The sequence below is a fragment of the Algoriphagus sp. genome (assembly GCF_039969895.1).
Classification (GTDB): domain Bacteria; phylum Bacteroidota; class Bacteroidia; order Cytophagales; family Cyclobacteriaceae; genus Algoriphagus.
Map to the genome: position 1 here is coordinate 1,013,675 of NZ_JBDVMZ010000012.1, position 21,832 is coordinate 1,035,506.

At 42.6% G+C, this 21,832-nt stretch carries 18 protein-coding genes; 4 read left to right on the top strand and 14 right to left on the bottom strand.

Annotation, left to right across the window (positions count from 1 at the left end):
- Nucleotides 1–139: 139 nt before the first annotated feature.
- Nucleotides 140–1,642 (bottom strand): sulfatase, encoded by a 1,503-nt coding sequence (locus ABJH64_RS10535; RefSeq protein WP_348299648.1) that lies wholly within the window; start codon nt 1,640–1,642, stop codon nt 140–142.
- Between the two features lie 461 nt (nt 1,643–2,103).
- On the opposite strand from ABJH64_RS10535, the gene ABJH64_RS10540 reads away from it, so the two are divergent.
- Together ABJH64_RS10540 and ABJH64_RS10545 are read left to right on the top strand one after the other, a co-directional pair.
- Nucleotides 2,104–3,810, top strand: a complete 1,707-nt coding sequence (locus tag ABJH64_RS10540; protein ID WP_348277181.1) for a GMC family oxidoreductase — start codon at nt 2,104–2,106, stop codon at nt 3,808–3,810.
- Nucleotides 3,811–3,813: 3 nt separating this feature from the next.
- Nucleotides 3,814–4,407: a gluconate 2-dehydrogenase subunit 3 family protein gene (locus ABJH64_RS10545; RefSeq protein WP_348277180.1), complete on the top strand. Its 594-nt coding sequence runs from the start codon at nt 3,814–3,816 to the stop codon at nt 4,405–4,407.
- 213 nt (nt 4,408–4,620) lie between these two features.
- On the opposite strand, the gene ABJH64_RS10550 is transcribed toward ABJH64_RS10545, so the two are convergent.
- The 8 genes from ABJH64_RS10550 to ABJH64_RS10585 all read right to left on the bottom strand — a co-directional run bounded on the left by ABJH64_RS10550 (nt 4,621) and on the right by ABJH64_RS10585 (nt 12,704).
- Complete coding sequence (locus tag ABJH64_RS10550; RefSeq protein WP_348277179.1) at nt 4,621–7,050, bottom strand: PAS domain S-box protein; 2,430 nt, start codon at nt 7,048–7,050, stop codon at nt 4,621–4,623.
- 8 nt (nt 7,051–7,058) lie between these two features.
- Nucleotides 7,059–7,505 (bottom strand): response regulator, encoded by a 447-nt coding sequence (locus ABJH64_RS10555; RefSeq protein ID WP_348277178.1) that lies wholly within the window; start codon nt 7,503–7,505, stop codon nt 7,059–7,061.
- A 383-nt stretch (nt 7,506–7,888) separates the two neighbouring features.
- Nucleotides 7,889–9,022 carry a 6-bladed beta-propeller gene (locus ABJH64_RS10560; RefSeq protein ID WP_348277177.1) on the bottom strand — a complete coding sequence of 378 codons (1,134 nt, stop codon included), beginning with the start codon at nt 9,020–9,022 and terminating at the stop codon, nt 7,889–7,891.
- 54 nt (nt 9,023–9,076) lie between these two features.
- On the bottom strand, nt 9,077–9,361 hold the full coding sequence (locus ABJH64_RS10565; protein ID WP_348277176.1) for a hypothetical protein: 285 nt from the start codon (nt 9,359–9,361) through the stop codon (nt 9,077–9,079).
- 314 nt (nt 9,362–9,675) lie between these two features.
- Nucleotides 9,676–10,335, bottom strand: a complete 660-nt coding sequence (locus ABJH64_RS10570) for a hypothetical protein (protein ID WP_348277175.1) — start codon at nt 10,333–10,335, stop codon at nt 9,676–9,678.
- Between the two features lie 159 nt (nt 10,336–10,494).
- Nucleotides 10,495–11,286, bottom strand: a complete 792-nt coding sequence (locus ABJH64_RS10575) for an SDR family NAD(P)-dependent oxidoreductase (RefSeq protein ID WP_348277174.1) — start codon at nt 11,284–11,286, stop codon at nt 10,495–10,497.
- A complete protein-coding gene (locus ABJH64_RS10580; RefSeq protein ID WP_348277173.1) occupies nt 11,276–11,950 on the bottom strand; it encodes a hypothetical protein in 675 nt (224 codons plus the stop codon). The genes ABJH64_RS10575 and ABJH64_RS10580 overlap by 11 nt, the downstream gene beginning before the upstream one ends.
- Nucleotides 11,943–12,704: an SDR family oxidoreductase gene (locus ABJH64_RS10585; protein WP_348277172.1), complete on the bottom strand. Its 762-nt coding sequence runs from the start codon at nt 12,702–12,704 to the stop codon at nt 11,943–11,945. The genes ABJH64_RS10580 and ABJH64_RS10585 overlap by 8 nt, the downstream gene beginning before the upstream one ends.
- 275 nt (nt 12,705–12,979) lie before the next feature.
- Between ABJH64_RS10585 and tnpA the strand changes: the two genes are divergently transcribed.
- Nucleotides 12,980–13,441 (top strand): IS200/IS605 family transposase, encoded by a 462-nt coding sequence (tnpA, locus tag ABJH64_RS10590; RefSeq protein WP_348277171.1) that lies wholly within the window; start codon nt 12,980–12,982, stop codon nt 13,439–13,441.
- 238 nt (nt 13,442–13,679) lie between these two features.
- On the opposite strand, the gene ABJH64_RS10595 is transcribed toward tnpA, so the two are convergent.
- The 5 genes from ABJH64_RS10595 to ABJH64_RS10615 form a co-directional block, all read right to left on the bottom strand.
- Nucleotides 13,680–15,398: an IlvD/Edd family dehydratase gene (locus ABJH64_RS10595; RefSeq protein ID WP_348277170.1), complete on the bottom strand. Its 1,719-nt coding sequence runs from the start codon at nt 15,396–15,398 to the stop codon at nt 13,680–13,682.
- 263 nt (nt 15,399–15,661) lie between these two features.
- On the bottom strand, nt 15,662–16,966 hold the full coding sequence (gene murA, locus ABJH64_RS10600; RefSeq protein WP_348277169.1) for a UDP-N-acetylglucosamine 1-carboxyvinyltransferase: 1,305 nt from the start codon (nt 16,964–16,966) through the stop codon (nt 15,662–15,664).
- Nucleotides 16,966–17,640, bottom strand: coding sequence for a DUF4290 domain-containing protein (locus tag ABJH64_RS10605; RefSeq protein ID WP_348277168.1), 675 nt, complete (start codon nt 17,638–17,640; stop codon nt 16,966–16,968). The genes murA and ABJH64_RS10605 overlap by 1 nt, the downstream gene beginning before the upstream one ends.
- 65 nt (nt 17,641–17,705) lie before the next feature.
- The gene (locus ABJH64_RS10610; RefSeq protein ID WP_348334673.1) at nt 17,706–19,976 is read right to left on the bottom strand and encodes a UvrD-helicase domain-containing protein; all 2,271 of its coding nucleotides are present in this window, start codon (nt 19,974–19,976) and stop codon (nt 17,706–17,708) included.
- A 279-nt stretch (nt 19,977–20,255) separates the two neighbouring features.
- Entirely contained in the window at nt 20,256–21,095 is an 840-nt protein-coding gene (locus tag ABJH64_RS10615; RefSeq protein WP_348275450.1) for a lysophospholipid acyltransferase family protein, read from the bottom strand.
- Nucleotides 21,096–21,220: 125 nt separating this feature from the next.
- Here ABJH64_RS10615 and ABJH64_RS10620 point away from each other — a divergent pair, with 125 nt between their 5' ends.
- Complete coding sequence (locus ABJH64_RS10620) at nt 21,221–21,832, top strand: sigma-70 family RNA polymerase sigma factor (RefSeq protein WP_348275451.1); 612 nt, start codon at nt 21,221–21,223, stop codon at nt 21,830–21,832.

The window sequence follows — 21,832 nt, forward strand, 5'->3', positions numbered from 1 at the left end:
TCGTAGGATTTTTAACCCGTGCGAGGGTTTGCTTTTTATTGGTGGTGAAGATGACAAGGCTTCTGATTATGCTGAGATTGCAAATTTCAAAAAGCTGATTGTTAGAATTTACAATCTTGAAGAACTGGGAGCATCACCGCTAATTAGGCAAACAGGGAATTCCCTCTTTTGCATACTTACCAAAAGGCGGTAATATCTTGTATTCTTCCACAAGCTTTTTCCACTCCACATTTTCCCGCTGATCATTTGCCACATAGCGCACTCCATCCCAAAAGGTAGATCGAGGGTCAGCGGCTCGCAGGTCGCCCGTTTCTTCCATCCACTTCAAAAGCTTTTGATGCATCGTGCTTCTGATCTTCGAATAAGCCGGGTTAGCTGCTAAGTTGGTTAGTTGGTAGGGATCTTGGGTTACATCATAGAGTTCCATTTCTGGCCTTTGGCCAAAACTCAACTCAAATAGATCCGGCTTTCCTACTTCTGCTTTGCCTTCAAGGGCCATAATCAAAAACTTGGTAACCGAGTGATCCACATCTCCATATTGACCTACAGACTGATGCACAGTGGGATTTCCTGCTGGATTGCGCTCAGGAATGGGATTCCAGATGTAAAGATAGTTCTGGTCACGAACCGCCCGCATAGGATAGGAGAGATCCCCTTTTCTGACGTTTGCATGTCGCTCCCGCTCTAGATAGACTTGCTCACGATCTTGTTTTTCTCCAGCCAAAAGTGGCCAAAGGGATTGCCCAGACATGGAGTTTTGCGTGAGTCCAGCGGCTTCTACAAAGCTAGGAGCGAAGTCCACGAAATTGACAAAGTCGTCGATTACCGTTCCTGCCTTCACCCTTTCAGGCCATCTGATCACCAGTGGCATTCGAGTGCCATAGTCGTAAAGATTTGCCTTGGCTCGAGGGAAAGGCATCCCATTATCGCTCGTCATCACAATGATAGTATTGTCAAGTTCGCCCATCTCTTCCAGCATGGCGATCAGCTGTCCAGATTCCCGGTCAAAGCGCTCGATCTCGAAGTAATAATCCAAGATGTCATTTCGGACGCAGTCATAATCGGGGAAAAACCCAGGAACCACCACGTTTTCTAGTTTCATTCCCGTTTGAATTCCGGTATTTGCGACGTATTCCCGATGTGGATCAGAGCTACCAAACCAGAATGTGAAAGGCTGACCTTTTGGTTTTTCAGCTAGAAAGGCTTTAAAATCCTCATAGCTTTTCCCTGCTGGATTATGGGTAAAGCCTGTAGTTTGAAAATCCCCAGGTCCCCATCCTTTTCGGGTGGAGCCAGTGAAATAGCCATCATTTTCTAAGAGTTGTACATAGGTGGGATATGCATTGGGAAACTCAGACCAGAGGTTCCCCCCGTCCCCATTCTGATGGGGATACCTTCCCAAAAGTACAGAAGCTCGTGATGGAGAGCAGGAAGGTGAGGCGGTGTAGGCATTGGTGAACAAAGCTCCTTCAGTCGCTAATCTGTCAAAGGTAGGCGTCCGGACGACCTGATCTCCATAAACTCCCGCATGTGGAAAAGACCAATCATCGGCAATAAGAAATAGGATGTTGGGTTGAGTAGTTTTTTTTTGTGGACTGTAGAAAAAACTCAGTAATAGCAAGAGGATTGAAAAAGCAGGCATGTTTTGAGAGTTTAGGCAAATAAGATAAGCCAGAATACTACACGATGCAAATCTGAAAAACTGACTTCGAGTAGAGTTGAATTTGCTGACTTAGAGCAATCTCAATGAAAAACTCAAAGCGATGAAAGGAGTGTTCGTAATCTTATTATTGTCTATTATTTACTCATTCATTTGTCCTAGAGACATCCGTCCTGAATATCTCTAGGGGCGTGGGTGAGTAGAAAAGTAAAGAATCTTAAGTGACCGGTATGATTTCAGATATTCAGAAAAAGATTTTACTATCTTTTGAATCTCAAAATAACCTATTATGATTATCCGCACTAATGCCAGTCACCTTCTATTCCTTGCTTATCTGCTTGGAAGACCGAAGCGGCCTCAATTCTAAAGTTTAACATTTGCTACATTGCTTATTCCACCTTACTGGTAGAAATGCGGATAATCATATAACTAATTATCAATTTATGGCTAATTTTAATATTGACGCTGATAAAGCTTTGACCTACGATGCTATTGTCATCGGATCAGGGATCAGCGGAGGATGGGCAGCAAAGGAGCTTTGCGAAGCCGGACTGAAAACGCTAGTACTTGAACGTGGCAGAATAGTCGAACATGTTAAGGATTATCCTACCATGAATCTCGATCCGTGGGACATGGAATTCCGAGGAGCTATGACGCCTGAGCAAAAAGCCATTCACCCCATCGGGCAGCGCGTTGGTTTTGTAGGAGAAACAAATCAGCATTTTTATGCCAATGATATTGAGAATCCCTATACGGAAGTGAAGCCTTTTCTGTGGGTTCGTGCGCATCAGATGGGAGGCAGATCTTTACTTTGGGGAAAACAAACCTACCGCTGGTCTGACTTAGATTTTGAAGCGAATGCCAAAGATGGACATGGGGTGGACTGGCCCATTCGATACAAAGACATTGAGTCCTGGTACACCTACGTGGAGAAATTCGCCGGAATTTCCGGCGAGGCTATAGGTCTTCCTCAGTTGCCTGATAGTCATTTCTTGCCTCCCATGGAATTAAACTGTGTGGAAAAGCACGTCAAGGAGCGAATAGAAAAGGAGTTTAATGGGAGGAATCTGATCATTGGGCGTGTGGCACATTTGACAGAACCTCTCAATGGACGCGGAAAATGTCAATTTAGAAATCGCTGCGATAGAGGTTGCCCGTATGGTGCTTATTTTTCAAGTAATGCTGTGACACTGCCAGCCGCAAATGCCACTGGGAATCTGACGATTAGGCCTTTTTCCATAGTGCAGTCGATCATTTATGATGAAGATCTAGGAAAAGCTTCAGGAGTGAGGATTATCGATGCGGAAACCAATGAAGAAATCGTATATAAAGCCAAGGTGATTTTCTGTAATGCCTCAGCGCTTAGTAGCACACAGATTTTGTTGAATTCAACTTCCAACCGTTTTCCAGAGGGGCTGGGGAATGACTCGGGGGAATTGGGGCACAACTTGATGGACCACACCTACCGAGTGGGAGCCACGGGGTTAGTGGATGGTTTTGAAGATCAATATTATAAAGGTCGCCGGCCAAATGGGATATATATTCCTCGCTACGTGAATCTCAAAGATGGGCCACAATCGGATAAATTTGTTCGCGGCTTTGGTTTCCAAGGTGGAGGACAGCGAGCTGGCTGGGGGCAAGGAACTAATATGAAAGAGTTTGGAGGAGAGTTCAAGGATAAAATTATGAATCCAGGACCCTGGGAGTTTTTTATTACGGGATTTGCGGAGTCACTACCTAATCATGAGAATAGAGTTTTCCTCAATAAGGATGTGCTTGATAAGTGGGGGCAACCTACGCTTTCAATAGATGCTGAATGGGGGCCAAATGAACTTGCAATTAATGCTCAAATGAGAGTGGATGCAGCAGAAATGCTTGAGCGTGCTGGATTGAAGGATATTGTGGATTTTGACAACAAGCATGAAATGGGCTATGGAATCCATGAAATGGGAACAGCCAGGATGGGTAGAGATCCAAAGACTTCGGTTCTCAACAGTATGAATCAAATACATGCCTGCAAAAACGTATTTGTCACTGATGGTGCAGCGATGACTTCATCTTCCTGTGTCAACCCTTCTCTTACCTATATGGCGTTGACAGCCCGAGCGGCAGCTCATGCCGTGTCTGAACTCAAAAAATTAAATCTCTAAGCCATGAATAGAAGAGACGCTTTACGAAAAACTGGTTTGCTTGCAGGTTCAGCCATGGCTGCTCCTAGTCTTTTTTCAATTCTCCAATCCTGTAGCCAAACTCCAAGGTTGGGCTGGACTCCGCAGTTTCTTTCCGAGAATCAGGCTCAGTTTATCAGCTCATTTGTGGACACTATCCTTCCCAAAACTGAAACGCCTGGAGCGTTAGATGTGAAAACAGATATGTTTTTGGATATGGTCTATGCGAAAACTTACGGAACTGAAGCCCAGGCCAACGTGAAAGAAGGAATAGATCAACTCAATAATGAGGCGAAGGAGGAGTTTGGGAAATATTTTTCCGAGCTGGGAAAGGAAGAGAAATCGAAGTTTTTGCAGGGGCAAGAGGCCAAATCAGAAACATTCAATCGGGGTGTCTGGGGTACCTCCGTTGGCGAACAAAAGCCGGTTTCTTTCTATCGGCAACTCAAATCTCAAGCTTTGTGGGGGTATTTCAGTTCGGAGGAAGTTGGTAAAAACATCTTAAACTACGATCCGATCCCTGGGGAATTCCTTGGCTGCGTTCCAGTCAGTGAAATTGGTAAAGTTTGGAGCTTATAGACTAAAAAAAGCCTGCTGAAGGGCTACTTCAGCAGGACTCTAGTTTTAGAGAATTTGGTTATCCTCAATCTTGCCAGTATCCAAAATTCCCTTGCTCATCCGGACCGAAGTAACCTCACTTCTTAAGTTGACCAAATCTTATAGTGCATTAAGCTCCCCACTGGTGTAAAAGCGGATAGACACGAAAGAGAAAATCAAGTTGTACTAGTGCCTCTAGTTTTCCGGCAAATAAATGTCAAACGTCGCCCCTTGATTTGGCTTTCCATTGGCCACGATAAAGCCATTATGATTTTCTACTATTTTTTTGACGATGGCCAAGCCAATACCTGTGCCTTGAAACTTATCCTTGCCATGAAGCCGCTGAAAGAGTTCAAAAATTCGTTCGTTGTATTTCTGATCAAATCCAATCCCATTGTCTGAGATTCGTATGTGGCAGTAGTTGGTCGTAGGGGAGAGGCGATCCACCTCAAATTCACTGCCCAGGCCTTTTTCGCTAGCGATCTGAATATGTGGATCTCGATCTTTTACGGTGAATTTCAACGAATTACTGATGAGGTTTTGTAGTAGCTGGCGAAACTGAAAAGGAATGACGCTGAGCGTGCACAATTTATCCGACTCTATGACCGCTTGATGAGAAGCCAACTCTTCTTTCAGATCCATTTTCACTTCAGTGATTAACTTATTGAGATCGGTAGGTTCATAAATCCGCTCTGAGATCGTCGTTCTGGAATAGGCCAATAGATCATTGATCAAAAGCTGCATTCTTCTGGCAGCATTTTGCATTCTTTTAAATTGTTCTTTTCCATCCTCCGTCAGATTGTCGTATTCATTTTCCAGGAGTAGGGTGGAAAAAGTCTGGATTTTGCGAAGCGGCTCCTGCAGGTCATGGCTGGAAATGTAGGCAAATGACTGAAGCTCCTTATTCATATTTGCCAAATCTTTCATATTCTGCGCTAGCTCGTTGGTGCGCTCTACTACCAATCTTTCCAGTTCTTCGGTAAATTCCTTTTGATCATGGATATCTGTACTAGAGCCTACCCACATTTGTATTTCTCCATCTTGATTTAGCTGAGGTTTGGCACGACTTAGTTGCCATCGATAAGTGCCGTCATGCTTGCGGAATCTATGTTCAAACAGGAAGTCTTTTCCGGTGGAAATCGAGTCGGTCCAGGCTTTGACATTTGCCTCTCTGTCGTCGGGATGCACAATAGCTAGCCAGCCTTCTTCGTCTATGCGCTTGGAGCTAAAGCCTGAAAAATCATACACATATTGATTGAAATAATTCACATTGCCATCGACATCCGCGGTCCAAATGTGCTGTGGTAATGAGTCAGCCAGAAGTCTGAATTTCTGCTCACTTTCTTCCAGTTTTTGCCTGCTGGTCTTTTCGGCAGTGATATCTCGAACAGTGCCGAGGACTCTAATGGGTTTATTTTCAGAGTCAAAATGTACTTTTCCTCTAGTTTCTATCCACCGTATTTGCTCGTCAGGAAGAATTACTCTACTGGTGTAGATGAGGTTTCCGTCAATTAGCGCTTTTTCAAGTGCTTTATTCCTAATCTCTAGATCTTTTGGGTGGATACAATTTAAAAATTGCTGGTGACTGATTAGGGCTTTGCCCGAAAAGCCAAATATTTCTCGCAGCCGATCAGAACTTTCTAAAGCTTTGCTAGAGAAATTGAACTCATACGTTCCTAGCTCGGAAGCATCAATGACCAGTTTTAGTTTCTCTTCATTAGCTTCGATTTTTTTATGTCCAAGTACTTGGAACGTGACATCATGTCCAATCGCTATTATGCCATCAATTTCACCTTCCGCATTATAAAGAGCCTCGTAGCTGAAGTTTATATAGATTGTTTCCAGTTCGCCATTTCTTAGAATCTGTATTGGCAATTCTGATGCAGCAAACCGATTTCCAGTTGTATAGACGTCGTCGAGTAGTGCTTTTATACCTTGATCTGCCAATTCTGGCATAGCTTCCAGAATCGGTTTGTTTAATATCTGGTTTTCTTTGCGGCCCCAGAGCGCTAATGCATTTGCATTGGCAATGTCCGTAATATAATTAGGTCCTTTAAAAGTGGCTATTGAAGCAGGAGCCTGTTGAATGATGAGTCTGAGCTTTAGTTCGCTTCTTTCAAGTTTACTTTTCGTCAGCACTTCTTCTGTGGTTTCTACACAAGTAACAATGACACCTGAGATTTTGCCATCATCATCTATTGCAGGGCTGAAGCTGAAAGTCCAATAGACATCTTCAAGTTTCCCATTTCTAGTAATGGGAACCAATAAGTTTTCAAAAAATAGTGCTTCTCCACCATCCATGATTTGTGCTATGAGTGGCCTGGAAAATGACCAGGTTTCTGGCCAAGCATCTTTTCCAGGCATACCTAATATGGTGGGATGTTTTCCTTCAGTACCTAAGCTAGGCCTGTAGGCATCGTTGTAAAAACATAGAAAATCTGGACCCCACCATAAAAACTTAGGGAATTTGGAATACAGGAGAATGTTCAGTGTCGTCTTAAAACTCTGCGACCACTGCTCTTGGCTTCCTATCGATGTCTTGCTCCAGTCTTTTTCACGAATCAATTGACCCATTTCACCTCCTCCCACAGGGAAGTTTGTAGTAGCTGAACGTTGATCTGACATAGGTTTTCTTAGGATGATTGGATTACAAAATTGTCTTTTGAGGGTTTGATGGAGTTGTTGATTAAACTGCTGAGCCCCTTAAAAATGACATCTTTTAATTTCGAATATTCGCCTGGCTTGCGGATATAATGAAATGCGCCTTGCTCGTAAAGTGTATTCACTACAGGCTCATCCATTGAAGTGGAATATATGATGATGGGTAAATCTTTGAACTTATCATTGGCCATGATCTCAGCTAGACATTCGAAGCCAGATTTTCGCGGCATATTCAAGTCGAGGAATAGGACATCTGCAATATTCTTCTCGGAGGTCGATAGCAAGGACATTAGTTCTTCGCCGTTTGCCACGGTTAGTAGATTCGTTTCAAAGGGTAATTTTGAAAGGGAATCCTTAAAAAAGAAGCGATCGTCTTCGTCGTCGTCGGCTAATAAAAGTTTAATCGGTCCCACGTTCATTTGTATGGATAAACAGTTGTCTAGTTTTGAGCTCTAGTTTCAAATATACTAAAAATGAGAATGGCTATGAAATAGTAATTAGGTTGGTAGTTTTGGAAGGTGCTACTAATGTGACTCGAAGCGGCATATCTCCTAGGTGTAGAGAGCAGGTTAAAATTTGTGTTTTCGCTGCCGGAGTAATCGTTTCGCAGAGGTAGAAAAAGCACTAAAGGTAATAGCTAGTAAGCAGGGTTAACTTGATAGCTAGCTGTATGGGCCAAATTTCGTCCATTGCCTGTCGTGAAGAGAAGTGCTTTTTATGGATTTGATGTAGTTCAATTTAGTGAAAAGTCACAAAAAAGCCGCTTGCACCAAGCAAGCGGCTTAAGGTAAATATTTCTATTTTATCTCCGGATATATTTCCTCATTAGGATTTTGTTGTTGCTTAAAATGCCTAGAATTTTTGTACGGTTGGCTTCAAACTTATTTTTTTCAAGCTTATATTCTTTAAAACTGTAATAATCTCCATCCAATTCTAAACTTCCTCCCATCTCAACAGTGATGTTCTTCAAGTAGTCCTCAAAGCTAGGGAAGAATTCATCGGTCATTAGCGAGTAATCGTATTCACCTTTGTCGTCGTTGGTAGGAAATGAACTCATGGCAAGTAAGTCTAAGGAACATAGGAAGGAAGTGTAGTTTGAAACAAACTTATTTTCCTTGAAGTATGATATTATTCCCTGCTCCTCCTCACCTTTTTGGAAAGCTATCATCAGAAAATAATCTTCAAAATTAATCTGCCAAAAATCTACAATCTGAAAAGTAGAACTGTCTTTGATGAAAAATTTGGAATATTCAATTGAATCAGTTTCTATATCAAATGTTACGATCTGATTATTGTACATATCATTGATATAGATTGAATTAGATTCTTTTTGAAAGAATTTAATAGGTAAAGACAAACGTTCTGCCATTTCTCCTCCCATGAGATTGAGAACATTACCTTCTTGATCTATTTCAACTATAGGGTATCTATTTTGCTCATAGCCTTCATTTGGCGAGATTAATAAAAATCCATTTTTTGTCTTTTGAAATCCTCTGATATGTAATTTCAATTGATGCCATTCCTTATAAAATTGGCCGTCTTTAAAGGCAATGATTTTCCTTCCAAAGTCATAGATGTATAGAATATCATTCTCATCTACATCAAAATCATTAATCAACTGGTACTCTTCAGGGCCTTCTCCAATTTCTTGTATTGTATATAAAAAGCTTTCGGTATTCAGATCAAAGACGAGTATTTTATTCTGAGGAAGGTCATGAACATAAAGTTTATCATTCTTTATTTTGGAGCTTCTAATTGACGTCAGGTTGACTGAATCCGGAAATGTCAGTCCTACATAATCTGTTGAGCTATAAAAGTTAGCTAAATCAAAATTACCTGAATTTTGATTGGAGTCTATTTCAATCATACCAGAACTTTTCTCCTTACAAGAAATTAGTATGGTTAATAAACAAAGTAGTATAATTATATTCTTCATATATATGGGAAAGACCTGAGTTTAAGTTTTCTCAGGTCTGACATTGGTTTAGTGCTAAACTTCTCCTATTGGAATACAAGCTCCTCTTACTACTAGTTGTGAACACGCTGGATCTTCTAAGCTCTGATTGCAGTGATCCATATCAGTTCCATTAGTGCAACAAATAACTTTTGTAAAGAACAGGCTAAACATCGGTTCTTTCCCAATAGCAACAGACATTCCATTCATATGCCAGACATCTGCTCGTATTTGATTAGTGCACCAGTCATCTAAAGCAAAGGAATCTGAGGGGGCAAGGAAAGCTCCAAAAATGATCAAGGGGAATAGTACTTTTTTCATGTTTTAATTAGTTAAAGTGAATTGTAATTATAGTTTTATTTATTCAAATATTCTTATTTTTTTAACTAAAATTTCTCTAAATGATTGAAAGTCAAAGAAATTGATTTTTTTGTTAGGGAGTGCGCACATTGAGTTTAGACAAGAGAAATAACTAATCTTGTTATAATGTAACTATTAAATGGTTATTTTTTTAGAGCTTTTTAACGTATTGAAATGAAAGCTATCGGAGTTCAAATTCTCAGTCATTAATTAGCTCAATGCAAAAAAAACCGTTCGCATTGTGCAAACGGCTTAATAAAATTTTTTCAGTACAGTTAATCTACTTTAATATCAGTAAACCAAATAAACCGCCTGCCCTCGGCTCCCATGTGATCTTTTGCTAGGGTGATGCCTCCGAATTTCTCCTCATTTTCCCAGGTCCAGGTTCTTCCTTCTATCCCGTTACCTCTTCTGAAAGTCCACTCTAGGATTTTGTTGTTTTCATCCAAATACAAATCATACGCATCTCCAGGGGTGTAGCCCATTCCTGGAGCTTTAGCTTCGCCAGCACTATATAGGATAGTTAGTTTGGTTGAGTTGGTACTCTTGATCGGACTAGCTACATTTTCCTCGGTTTCAAAAGTATAACCTGTATCCCAAGCCAGTTGGAATGGCATCATGAACCAATACTTGTCATTGACGAACGCGCCATCTTTCTCAGGCAAGGTTTCGGCTGTCAGGCTGTAAGTAAATGTGGTGTCATCACCAGAGTAATACACCGTGCTGTCTTTAATATTCCATTTCCAGTCACGCGAAAGCACATTGACCGAGTCTCTTTGGACATTCCAGGTGTAGGCGATGGAATTGATCTTGTCAAAATTCTCTATTCCGTAGGCCTTGGCAACTTTCATCGGCAAGGTATCCGGTAAGGTTTCTTTGGGTTGACAGGCCTGCAACGCGCAAACCGCAACTACTGCGAGTAAGATGTTTTTCATATGTTTATAATTTGGTTTATTAAAGACGCCCCGATTAATAGGCAGGCTATGAACTCTCGCATGGTGAATAAATATCTCTCCGTGTAATGCTCTCTTCATACCTGTCTGCCTCAGGCAGGCTCGATTTCATAGCTTTGGTTTTTTGTAAAGGTAATAGACTTAGGATTCGGATTGTTTTTTGAGCCACTTTTTATACTTCTGGTATTCAAAGAGTTGGTAAAGCTTTTTTAAAATCCTGAAAAATCTTGTTACGAATAGCATTCCGAGAAAAAGCGGCGAAGGAAATATTTTCTTCTTTCCTTTGGCTGTGCCACGAAGGATAGCGGTAGCAACCCAGCTTGGCGATTGGACTGGAAAAGCGGTTGGAATATCCTTGCCAGCGCTATCGAAAAACTTGGTTTTGGTGGCGATCGGAAAAACCAAGGTGAGCCAGTCGCCACTTTTCTCCAGCCACACTGTACGAGCCCATTGCAACAAAGCGGATTTGGTAGCCGCATATAAGCTGTAGCCGGGAATCGTCCAAAAAGACATTGCTGAAGCAGTGATGATCAATCGAAATACTCCATTTGGAAATAGCTGTCGGATCATCAAGCCGATTTGAATTGGGCTAAAAACATTGAGTTGGAAAAGGCGATCCATTTCTTTCCAGTTCTGGGATTCGGCTGGAGCAAATTCTGCTTTCCCAGCATTTGCAAAACAAAAATCTACTCGATTCCAATTCCCTTCAACCCACGTAATAATCGTTTCATTCCCCAATTTTTGACTTAAATCAGCCTGAAGAATAGTGATTTTTGGAAATTCATTTTGCAATCTTTCCAAACCTATTCTATCAAAATCAACTGCCAAAATCTGTGAATTTGAGGGGATTAATTGTCTTACCAGTTCCTCCCCGATCCCAGAAGCTGCGCCGGTGACGATAATATGAGCTTCCGTAAACTGCTTATATAGCATAGGTAGCTTCGGGGAATTTGATTTTGAAGGGATCTACTTTGACGGCAAATAGAGGTTTTTGATTGCTGAAGTCAGGGAAATAGGAAGGGTCAATTTCCAGATTTTTCACCTTGCAGCGTTTTCCCCAGCCGTTTCCTGATGGTTTGGTGAAAAAATCTACGCCATCCCAAAGCTGATGTAGATCGATGGGCAATAGACTGGTAGAGATCGGAAAAGGGATTATTCCGGTTGTAATTTCGCAGGAGAAAACAGTCTTATCCCCATCCTTTACTTGTACTAGTTCTATCCCCTCTTTTTTCTCCCAAGAAAATGGCAATGTTTCCTTCGGAATCCCCCAATTGACGTGGCCATTTTGAGTGCTGACTTCGGCGTCCACGTAGATTTTGGTGATAGCTTGTTTGCTATATGGGCCAAATTTTCCAGGAATGAAAAGCAATTCTCTGTAAGGCCCAACGGGAGAGGAATGATAGTTGACCAGCATCACATAGCCCAATCCACCTTTGAATTTGCCCTTCAAATGCTCTGGCAAATTTCCATGCTTTTCCACCCAGCTTTTGGAGAATTTGAAAATCATGATCATTCCTTCCCCTTCCAGTTTCCATGGTGCGGGAGCCTGCTTGTAGAGTTTCAGGCTGGGTAAGGATATTTGGTGATTTTCAGGCATAAGGAGAGGGACTGACGCTGGTCCAGCCGCCATCGATGATGAGCGTTTGCCCGGTGATGTGTCTAGCTTCGTCCGAGAGAAGAAACGCAGCAGCATTGGCGATGTCCTGCACCGCAGCAGGTCTGCCTAATGGCGTGATCTTCGACCAGGTGGCCACATAGGCTGGATCCATAGTAGTTCTATTGGTCACCGTAGCTCCCGGGGCGATACTGTTTATGCGGATTTTGTAGGGTGCGAGCTCGAGTACTAGGTTTTTAGCCAGCATTTCCAGTGCTGCCTTACTCATGGCATAAGCAGCGAGATTTTCATGGCTTTGGTGTGCTGTGACTGATGAGGTGAAAAGTAATGCTCCGCCATTGGGCTGATCCTTCATCACTTTTGCAGCGGCCTGAGCCAAAAAGAAAGTGCCGGCTTGATTGACACGAGTCACTTCCATAAAGTCAGCTCTAGAGTAATCCAGAAAGCTTCCAAAAAGAGTAATTCCAGAATTAGCCACGACCATATCTACCGAGCCAAAATTTGACCTAGCGGTATCGATCAGCTCATCAATCACTCTTTCAGAGCTGGAATCTCCAGGAATGGCAAGTGCAGAGACTCCATGCACATGACTGATGCGCTTACAAGCTTCGGTGATTAGGCCTTCTTCGAGGTCGTTCAGAATTAGATTGGTACTTTGCGCAGCTAGTTTCTCTGCGATCGCCAATCCAATTCCTTGTCCGGCTCCTGTGATGATGGCGGTTTTTTGAGGTTTCAAGGGTGTGATTTTTTATTTTCATTAATGTAGAAATAAATGAAATAAGTGAGGTGGAATTTGAGATAGAATTAGGTTGAAAGATGGAAAAAGTTTTTTCAGCTCATTCTCAAATAGACCTCGCCCCATGGGAACGATTTGTATGTAGCAAATAATCAGCTGTTCATTCGCATCCTGTAGGGATGCATGGTGAAAATTGTTTTACATTATCAACTTATTTCAATTCAAAATTTTGAAGTTAAATTGATGTGCTCATGTGAAATCTAAACATACTTTTTATGGCCAATACCTACACCCAACTCTATGTGCATCTTGTCTTTGCAGTTAAATTCAGAAATGCATCGATACAGAAAAATTGGAATGAAAGACTTCATCAATACCTCACTGAAATTTTTCAAAACAACAAACACAAGATGATCCAAATTAATAGTATGCCTGATCATATACATATATTTATAGGACTCAATCCTGATCAATCTATCTCTTCAATCGTAGGGAATGTAAAGTCTGAATCAACAAAATGGATTAAGAGGGAAGGTTTTTGCTCATTTCCATTTGCATGGCAAGATGGATACGGTGCATTTTCCCATTCTAGAAGTCAACTTTCTAAAGTTATTTCTTATATAGAAAATCAAGAGGCTCACCATGCTAAAAAAGATTTTCTAACGGAATATCGAGACTTACTAAAAGCTTTTGATATCGATTACAATGAAGCCTATATTTTCAAAGAGTTAAGCTAATGCAATTAAAAAAACCTCCAATTTTGGACTAGCCCCCAATAACTGTCCAACTTTTTTGGGGCAGATCATTTGGAGGTTTTTTTAATATGATTATCCGCTTTTCTACCAGTAAGGAGGAATAAGCAATGTAGCAAATGTTAAACTTAAGAATTGAGGCCCCTTCGGTCATCGGTCTTCCAACCAGCTAAGCAAGGAATACAAGGTGACTGGCATTATTTCGGATAATCATATTTTTTAATTAATGTGAATCTCGCTTTACTTCCGATCCTGAGCTACCTTGGAGGAAATCAAAATCCACTCCCTCATGCGCTTGGTTTACTTTGTCTAGGAAAAGGTTGACATAACCACGCTCATAAGGCAGGTTTAGAGGCTGAAAATCCGCTCTTCTTCGCTCAAACTCTTCTTCGGAAATCATCAGATTCAAGGTCCTTGCTGGCACATTCAGCTCGATCAAATCGCCATCCTGCACAAAAGCTAATGGTCCTCCTATAGCCGATTCTGGCGAAACGTGCAGAACGACCGTGCCGTATCCCGTTCCACTCATTCTTCCATCGGAAATTCGAACCATATCCTTGACACCTTTTTTGAGGAGTTTTTCAGGTAAACCCATGTTGCCCACCTCTGGCATGCCTGGATATCCTTTGGGGCCCACATTCTTCATCACCATCACGCAGGTTTCATCTATATCCAATTCGGGAGAGTCTATTCTAGCCTTGTAGTCGTCGATATTTTCAAATACCACCGCACGACCCGTGTGAGTCAGCAGACTTGGAGTAGCCGCAGAAGGCTTGATCACCGCGCCGTTAGGGCAGAGGTTGCCTTTGAGTACCGCGATGCCGGATTCTGGTTTGATCGGTTGCTCGAAGGTGCCGATAAGGTTTCTATCGTAGCACTCGGCCTTTTCAATGTTTTCTCCTAAAGGTTTGCCATTTGCGGTAATTGAATCGCGGTGGAGGTGTTTTTCAATTTCCTTCATGACTGCCGGTAGTCCGCCTGCATAGAATAAATCTTCCACCCAGTGTTCTCCTGAGGGCTGTACGTTAGCTATGAGCGGAATAATGGAGGAGAATTTATCAAAATCTGTCAAGTCTAGCTCCACGCCGATTCGCTTGGCAATGGCGGTGAGATGAAGAATGAAATTCGTGGATCCGCCCAAAGCAGCATTGACCATAATGGAGTTTTCGAATGCTTTTCGAGTGAGGATTTTACTCATTTTTAGATCTTCGTTCACCATCTCCACGATACGCATGCCAGTCATGTGAGCCAATACCTTTCTTCTGGAATCTGCAGCGGGAATTGTAGCATTGTCCGGAAGGGAAAGACCAAGAGATTCTACCATGGCGGCCATCGTAGAGGCAGTGCCCATAGGTGCGCAGTGACCCACCGAGCGGGACATCGCTGCTTCGGCTTCTATCATTTCCTCTTGGGTGATTTTGCCAAGCTTGAAGTCTTCTGCAAATCTCCAAATATCCGAGGTTCCAATTTTTTTTCCTTTGAATCGGCCTACCAGCATCGGTCCACCTGAAAGTACAATCGAAGGTAGATCTACAGATGCAGCTCCCATTACGAGGGAAGGGGTTGTTTTATCACATCCGCACATCAGCACTACGCCGTCCATAGGATTGGCACGGATGCTTTCTTCTACGTCCATACTGGCTAGATTGCGGAAAAGCATTGCAGTGGGTTTGATAGAGCATTCTCCAAGAGACATCACGGGGAATTCTAGTGGGAATCCACCAGCTTCCCAGATTCCGCGCTTTAATGCTTCCGCGAGATCTCTAAAGTGAGCATTGCAAGGAGTGAGTTCTGACCAGGTATTGCAGATCCCGATTACGGGTTTGTCTCCTTCAAAAAGGTGGTGAGGAAATCCCTGATTTTTCATCCATGAGCGGTAGATGAATCCGTCTTTTCCGGTGCGTCCATACCAATCTTGGCTGCGCAATTTCTTCTTTGACATATAGGTTGTTTTGGCTTTTCAAGCCAGAATTTACCAAAAATTTCGAGAAGGAAGGAAATCTGGGAATATTGCTGAAGAATTTATTTTGAGTACTACTAGCTCTCAGTTGAGTGCTTTATGTAAATAAGAACACGAGTTGAATTTTATATCGGGTTGATAGAGTGGGAGTAATGATGACGCTAGCTGTTTAGGTTAAAATAGATTCACGAAAAAGGGCTTTGAATTTCTCCAAAGCCCTCAATTTCTCAGTACTAGAATTTTCATCAAATTCTTTCAATATCTGCACCTAATGCTCTCAATCTCTCATCGATGTTTTGATAGCCTCGGTCGATTTGCTCAATATTATCGATGATAGAGGTTCCGTTGGCTGAGAGAGCGGCGATGAGCAAAGCTACTCCGGCACGAATATCCGGAGATGTCATTCGGATTCCTCTTAGTTCTGTTTTTCTGTCCAAACCAATCACAGTTGCTCGATGTGGATCGCAAAGGATGATCTGAGCGCCCATATCGATCAACTTATCCACAAAGAATAATCTGGATTCGAACATTTTCTGATGCACCAAAACTGTTCCTTTGGCCTGAGTAGCAGTCACCAAAATGATAGAAAGTAGATCAGGTGTAAAGCCAGGCCAAATCTGATCAGCCACCGTCAAAATAGAACCATCGATGAACGTTTCAATTTCATAATGCTTTTGAGCAGGGATGAATATATCATCTCCTCTAAATTCCAGCTGAATCCCCATTCTTCTGAAGGTGTCAGGAATAATCCCAAGTCTGTGGATTTGGCAGTCTTTGATCGTAATCTCAGATTGGGTCATGGCAGCTAGGCCAATGAAGGAACCAATCTCAATCATATCAGGGAGCATTTTATGTCTAGTTCCTCCCAATTTTTTCACTCCTTCAATAGTCAGGAGGTTTGACCCTACACCAGAGATTTTTGCTCCCATGCGGTTGAGCATATCACAAAGCTGCTGCAAGTAAGGCTCACAAGCTGCATTGTAGATGGTCGTGGTACCTTCTGCCATGGCTGCGGCCATGACGATGTTGGCTGTTCCAGTCACGGAAGCCTCGTCCAATAGCATGTAGCAACCTTTAAGATTTTTTCCGTCAATGTGGAAAATCTCATTTTTAGCGTCGTAATTGAACTGGGCACCTAGCTTCTGGAAACCTGTAAAATGGGTATCCATTCTTCTACGGCCGATTTTGTCTCCTCCAGGTTTGGAAAGTTTACCCGTACCAAATCTTGCAAGTAGAGGACCCAGAAGCATAACTGAACCTCTCAAAGCTGATGCTTTTTTGAGATACTCTTCCGTTTCCATGAAATCAAGATTGACCTCGTCCGCTTGGAAGGAGTAGGTATCCGGTCCTTCTTTGGTGACTTTGACTCCCATGTCACTCAAAAGCTCAATAAGCTTGTTGACATCGACGATATTTGGGATTTTCTCTATGGTTACTTTCTCCGGAGTGAGAAGGACGGCGCAAAGAATTTGAAGTGCTTCGTTTTTTGCTCCTTGGGGAATTATTTCACCCTTAAGTTTAATTCCACCAGTTACCCGAAATGAACCCATTAATTTCTACGTTTTTTGTTGTGACCGCCATTAGAACGGCGCTTGTTGTTATTGCTGTGATTAGAGCGTTTGTTTTTGGAAGTTCTTTTTTCCTCCTGAATAGGTACTTTGAAGTCACGGTGTGTATTTGATTCAAACAAGCCGTTCTCTTTTACCTTTTCCAGATCGATATGCAATTTTCCTTTGGATAACGTCTTGATGTCATCAAGGATTATGGCATCGTCGAAATTTTCTCTGTTCCAGGTAGAATGAAAGCTTCTCATCAACTGACCGATGAAAATAATCGCAGCTTCCTGCTCCTCGTCATCCTCAAGCTTGATGGCGCCTTCGATGAGTTTCTCAATGTTTCTGCCGTAATGCTTAAATTTGATTTCACTAGTCGGGTAGCCTATTGGCAAAGGTTTTTTTCCCAATAGCTCTTTTTCAGGCATGGGAAACGGGGAATCCACCTCAAGTTTGAAATCTGACATGATGTACAAGTCGTCCCAAAGCTTCTGGTCGTTTTCCTGCTTCATGCTAGGATTCAATTGTTTGATGATTTCAATTGCCGTGTAAGCGCTCTGGGTACGCTTATCCTTGTCTTCAATCGCCGTGATATGATCAACGAGGCGTTGAATGTTTTTGCCGTATTCTTTCAAAATGAGTTGTTGTTTGTCTAATTCTAATGGCTCCATGTTGCATCCCGTTTAGCGCTAATTAAGGTAACGAAAAAATTACCAAAAGGCAGGGGAGCAGGTGATTAGTCTATAATTCTGAGCTTCGCAAAGCTAAGTAATAATGTTTTCTCACCAAAATGCTCGAATTGAATCGTTGCTTTTCGGTTAATTCCTTCTGTTTCAATCTTTTGAACTTTTCCAAAGCCAAACTTCGGATGTTCTACTAATTGCTCAGCTTGAAGATTGTTGGTATTGGAAGGTTTGAAATCCGGACTTGGCGTATGCAATTTCATCGCCGTAGGCATTCTAGATTCTGGTTTTTTCTTAATGCCGATGTAGCCTGATGAGGTCTCTGAGCTTCCTGGCAAACCTTCTTTTCGGAATGCTCCGGACATCTCCTTTGAAGACACTTTTTTACTTACTTTGATACAGTCTGGCGATACTTCTTCGAGAAATCTGCTTGGCTCACAATTCAGTAATCTTCCGTAGCGATACCTGGTGAGTGCATAGGTGAAATATAACTTGTCCATCGCTCTAGTGGTGGCCACGTAGAACAATCGGCGCTCCTCCTCCAAGTCCTCCCTGCTTTGCATCATCATTTGAGAAGGGAAAAGATCTTCTTCCATCCCTACCACAAATACCTGCTTGAACTCCAATCCTTTGGAAGAGTGAATCGTCATCAGCGTGATGGCGTCAGTGGTGTCTTTGTCACGATCGTTATCTGTGAGCAAGGCGATTTCCTGAAGAAAAGCGCCTAGGCTTTTGTCCTCATTCTCCTCGTTGTCCACATATTCTTTTATTCCGTTCAGCAATTCCTGGACGTTCTCGTAGCGGTTTAGCCCCTCGATGGTTTTGTCTTCGTAGAGCTCGCGAAGAAGACCACTTTGCTTGGCGATGCTGCTGGCTGCCTCAAAAGCATCCTTGCGTTCCACTTCGATTTGGAAAGCTTTGATCATCGTGGCAAAATCATCCAATTGACTTGCCGCTCTGCCTCCGATGAAGCTATGCGCATTTTGAACTACTTCCCAAAGCTGCATGTCATGGTCAAATGCTGCGACCAAAATCTTATCCACCGACGTATCACCTATACCTCGTTTGGGATAATTGACGATTCGCTTGAATGCTTCTTCGTCCACCGGATTTACCGTGAAGCGCATGTAAGCCATCAGGTCTTTGATCTCTTTCCGCTGGTAAAACGAAAGTCCACCTACGATCTTATAGGTAAGATTTAGCTTGCGCAAAGCTTCCTCCATCGCTCTGGATTGGGAGTTGGTGCGGTAGAGGATTGCGAAATCGCTGTTATTTAGTTTTTTGGTATTCCGCTCTTCGAAAATCGTGGAGGCTACAATCCTGCCTTCTTCGCTATCTGAGCTCGCTTTGATGAGCTCGATCTGATCTCCGTCACCATTGGAAGTCCAGACGTTTTTCTTGAGTTGGGCTTTGTTTTTATCTATGATAGAATTGGCTGCATCGACGATCATCTTCGTGGAGCGGTAGTTTTGCTCTAGCTTCACCACAAAAAGATCCGGGTAGTCTTTCTCGAAATTCAGGATGTTTTGAATATCTGCTCCGCGAAATGCATAGATACTTTGTGCATCGTCACCTACCACGCAGATGTTTTGGTGGACAGCCGCTAGTTTTTTGGTGATGAGGTATTGGGAGAGATTCGTATCCTGAAACTCATCCACCATCACATAGCGGAAGCGCTGCTGGTATTTATTCAGCACGTCGAGGTGATCGCGGAAAAGGATATTGGTATTGAAAAGCAAATCATCAAAATCCATCGCTCCGGCTTTGAAAAGTCGGTCTTGATAGCGCTGATAGATTTCACCCATTTTAGGTTTCATTGCTGCTTCGTCATCCGCTTTGACGAAAGGGTCATCCTGATAGACTTTCCAGGAAATCAATCGGTTTTTGGCACCCGAGATTCTGGAAAGAACGGCATTGGCTTTATACACTTTATCGTCCAAGCGCATTTCCTTCACGATCGTGCGAATTAATGATTTGGAGTCGTCCGAATCGTAAATGGTGAAATTGGAAGGATAGCCGATCTTGGGAGCTTCTACTCTCAGGATTTTTGCGAAAACAGAGTGAAATGTTCCCATCCAGGTATTTCTTGCTTCTAGTCCGGCCAGAGATTCAATACGGTGTCGCATTTCTGCTGCCGCTTTATTGGTAAAGGTCAGGGACAAAATATTAAAAGCATCTACGCCTTTTTCATAGATCAAGTGAGCTATGCGGTAGGTAAGTACACGGGTTTTGCCGGATCCGGCGCCCGCGATGATCATCACTGGGCCATCTGTATGTTCTACTGCCAATCGCTGGGCAGGATTTAAACTATCGAGGTAATCCATTTTATGTTAGATTCAAGAAGCTAGTAGCTAGTATCAAGATATAAGACACTAGACTTAAGTAGCTAGTATCAAGATGTTAGATTCAAGAGCCAAGAAACAAGGTAAGTTTCAACTCTCATTTATTAGATATGTCCGTAATCGAATGACAAAAGACCAAGAGAAACTTAAGGGATGCTGAACACTAGCATTGCTGGTACTTCGGTCATCCGTCATCGGTCTTCCAGCCAGATAAGCAAAGCAATGACATATGCAGACATCATCGCGGATAATCACAATAAGCTATATCCTCCACCGCTTATGACTCCAAAGATACAGTTCAGGTTGCCGGCGGATATTCTCCTCCAGCCTGCGACAAAATTCATCTGTGATGCTGTGTGCTGCATGGTCTGCATAGGGAGGCCGGGCTAGTTCTGTAAATTCAAAACGGTAGTGCCCACGTTTTTCTTTGGTAATCTGCCCATAGAAAACTGGAAGTCCCATTTTCTTTGCCATAAATTCTCCCCCTTCGAAGAACAAAGCGGGACGATTCATAAACTCGCGGGTGTATCTGCTATCTGATACCGGAGGTCGCTGATCGGCTGCAAGGTGCACAATTCTCGGCTCACTGCGCATAGTAATCATGCTTCTTCTGAATTCTTTTTTCTCAGTCATCACTCCTCCGAAGTGCGTCCTGATCTTGAGCATGAGCTCGTTAAAGAAGGCGTTGTTCAGTTTTAGGTAGACTGTCTCAGCAGTAACTTCTGTATTGAGCGCAACTCCTAGAATTGCCATTTCCCAGTTGAACACATGTCCAGCCATCATAAGCGTGCTTTTCCCTGCTTTTACGGGTTCGTCCACGACTTCCTGATTGAGTACATGAAATCTTTGGCGCAGCTCTTTCTCTGAGATCGTCAGCATTTTTATCGTTTCTGCGAAAAATGCATCGGTGAAATTCCGGTAGAATTTATTCCGGATGTCTTTTCTCTCTTCAGCAGTTTTCTCTGGAAAAGCATGAAGCAAGTTCTCATCAATCACTTTTTTGCGGTAGCGAATCACATAGCGGGCGATGAGATAGAGGAAATCTGAGAATAGGTATAATACAGGTAAGGGAAGCCGGGAAAGCAGTCTGAACAAAAACATAGCGCGATATGACGGGAGAATGTTTGGCTGGAATTATGCCAATTCATATAACAAAATAAACGAAATCACCCGAATTCTTCCCAATTCCTAGTTATAAATTGACCCAATCATTACTTTTGAAGCTTATGTCGGAAGTTCAGCGCAGAAAATATTCTCAGGAAGAGAAAAATGCCATCTTCGATGGGGAGTTTATGCCACACATAGACTCAATGTACAATTTTGGCTACAGACTCACCTTCGATGGGGATGATGCCAAAGACCTTGTGCAGGATACTTACCTGAAAGCCTATCGGTTCATCAACTCATTTGAGCAGGGCACCAATGCCAAAGCTTGGCTTTTCAGAATTCTGAAAAACAGCTTTATCAATGAGTATAGAAAGAAGTCCAAGCAGCCTACGAAGGTGGATTACCAGGAAGTTGAAACTTATTACAACTCTGATGACGTTCACTACCAAAGCACTAGCGATCTTCGGGCTGAATCCGTCAAGGATATGCTCGGCGATGAGATCTCCAATGCTTTGAATAGTTTGGCGGTGGATTTCAGAACTGTGATCATCTTGTGCGATTTGGAGGGATTCACTTACGAGGAGATGGCTAAGATCCACGATATCCCTATCGGGACGGTGAGATCTAGATTGCACCGAGCCAGAAATCTTTTGAAAGAGAAGCTTCAAAGTTATGCTCAGCACATGGGGTACAAGACAGATCAGGAGCAAGACGAGGAAAATATAGATTAA